This window comes from Cupriavidus sp. SIMBA_020, from assembly GCF_046535395.1.
In the GTDB taxonomy this organism is placed as follows: domain Bacteria; phylum Pseudomonadota; class Gammaproteobacteria; order Burkholderiales; family Burkholderiaceae; genus Cupriavidus; species Cupriavidus campinensis.
This window is the reverse complement of the sequence record NZ_JAWRWU010000505.1, coordinates 1-275: the sequence shown is the minus strand read 5'-3', so window position 1 is coordinate 275 and position 275 is coordinate 1. Positions and strand designations below refer to the sequence as shown.

Sequence of the window (275 nt, the reverse complement as noted above, 5' to 3'; positions counted from 1 at the left end):
ATGAACTGCGCACGCCGCTGCACGCCATCGTCTCGTCGATCGAATTGCTGGGCTTCAACTACCATTCCGAAGCCGACCGCAAGGTGATCCAGCGGCTCGAAACCGCGGCGCGGCATCTCGAAGCGCAGATGAAAGACCTCACCGACTACGCGCGCCTCGGCGCGGGCAAGCTCGAATTGCGTCACGAGCATTTCGAGCCGCGCGAATTGCTGGCGTCGATCATCGACGAGCACGCGATGTCGGCCGCCGCGCGGGGGCTGAAACTCGAAAGCGAG

The 275-nt window shown here is 63.6% G+C and carries 1 protein-coding gene; it reads left to right on the top strand.

What is annotated here, in order from left to right; translation table 11 throughout:
- On the top strand, window positions 1–275 hold a 275-nt coding region (locus tag SB751_RS30245; RefSeq protein WP_410749052.1), incomplete at both ends, for a sensor histidine kinase.